Origin of the sequence: Candidatus Jettenia sp. AMX1, from assembly GCF_030263775.1 — a bacterium.
Taxonomy (GTDB): Bacteria; Planctomycetota; Brocadiia; order Brocadiales; family Brocadiaceae; genus Jettenia; species Jettenia caeni.
This window is the reverse complement of the sequence record NZ_SZPP01000096.1, coordinates 1-1,898: the sequence shown is the minus strand read 5'-3', so window position 1 is coordinate 1,898 and position 1,898 is coordinate 1. Positions and strand designations below refer to the sequence as shown.

Below are 1,898 nucleotides of genomic sequence, written 5' to 3'. Positions count from 1 at the left end.
CACTGCAATGAAACACAGCTTAACAGGTTTCTTGACTCTCTCTGTGATAGCTGGTTTTTACATTGGATTTGGTGTTATTCTTGCATTTATTGCTGCCGCGCCTGTTGCAGCAATAAATCCCGGCATTGGTAAGGTAGTTGCCGGTGCAACTTTTGGTATTGCGTTGTCGTTAGTAATTTTTGCTGGAGCCGAGTTGTTTACAGGATATAACCTCTTGATATTTAAAGGAACACTGAGGGGCACCGTAACTCTTTCAGATTCTATGCTGGGCTGGTTTTGGACGTACTTAGGAAATCTGGGTGGCTCGTTGCTTTTTGCACTTATGATCATTGCTGCTGGCGTCTTTGCCCCTGATCCCTGGAAAGCATTTATCTTAAAGGCTGCTACCTATAAATGCAATGCGCCCTGGTGGGAATTATTCTTCAGGGGTCTCTTCTGTAACTGGCTCGTTTGTCTGGCTATATGGTCAACGTTTAGATGCACCAGCGATTCTGGTAAACTGATTATGATATGGTGGTGCCTGTTTGCATTTGTTACAACAGGTATGGAACATAGTGTAGCAAATATGACGATATTGGCAATTGCAAATCTCTTGCCTCACGGGCCTGAGATCTCATGGGGTAAGATGTTTGGGTGGAATCTTGTTGCTGTTACCTTAGGTAATATTGTGGGTGGTTCCTTCTTTGTTACATTTCTGTATTGGTTTGCTACTGCTATGGATGAAAGAGGCGCTAAGAGGTTAGAGTTCTTAAAGGCTTCTACGGGAACTTCTGAATCTCTAAAAGCACCAAAAATGGAAGAGGAGATTAAAGACGTTAGGGTAAAGATGAAGCAGTAAGTTAGCATAACAGCGTTTAAACCTAGACAATAAGTAGAAAAGGCTGATTGTAGTGGAAAGGGCCAGTAAAATTTACTGGCCCTTTTTTTTCTGATTATGAAGTAAATTTTTGATTATTTGAGGATTTGGTATGGGAAACAAAGGTTTACAGAAAAGGTTTTTTTACGTCGGATATATCTTTTTCATAATAATTCTTATTTGTTATGTTTCATTCAATCATTCTATAACTGTTGCAAATGCTGAGATAAACCCAAAGATAATTGAGGGTCGTGACCGTAGCAATGATTGTAACACCCTGGTAATTTCCTGCGTTGATTTTCGGTTTGTCTCATTCATTCGGGTCTTTCTCACAGAAAACCTTAAAATAAAAGATGATTACGACCACATTGCAATACCAGGCTCTGTAACGGATATTATAAGGCCGGAAACTCAAAAAATTACCTTCGATAAAATTGATATACTATTAAATTTACATCATGTAAATCACCTTGTTCTTATCGAGCATAAAGACTGCGGTGCATATGGCGGTTCAAAATATTTCGATTCGGATGAGAAAGAAACGGAGGTACTATCGAATGGCCTCAGGCGGGTGCGGGATATTCTTAACGAGAAATATCCGAATTTAAAGATAGACCTTTTCCTTGCATCGCTGAAGAGTGTAGGCAACGAAAAATTTTATTATATGGAACGTATCTACGGTGCTGCATTCAATCATTCTATAATCATGGCAAATACAGAGATAGGCCAAATGGTGGCTGAGAATTGTGACCATAGCAATGATTGTAATACCCTGGTAATTTCCTGTGTTGATTTTCGGTTTGTCTCATTCATTCGGGTCTTTCTCACAGAAAACCTTAAAATAAAAGATGATTACGACCACATTGCAATACCAGGCTCTGTAATGGATATTATAAGGCCGGAAACTCAAAAAATTACCTTCGATAAAATTGATATACTATTAAATTTACATCATGTAAATCACCTTGTTCTTATTGGGCATAAAGACTGCGGTGCATATGGCGGTTCAAAATATTTCGATTCGGATGAGAAAGAAACGGAG

Annotated in this window: 2 protein-coding genes; both read left to right on the top strand. The window is 39.0% G+C overall.

The genetic code is table 11. The features are described from left to right. A partial coding sequence (locus FBQ94_RS17360) for a formate/nitrite transporter family protein (protein ID WP_285442315.1) occupies positions 1-838 on the top strand: 838 nt, incomplete at its 5' end. 130 nt (positions 839-968) lie between these two features. Then, a partial coding sequence (locus tag FBQ94_RS17355) for a carbonic anhydrase (RefSeq protein ID WP_285442314.1) occupies positions 969-1,898 on the top strand: 930 nt, incomplete at its 3' end.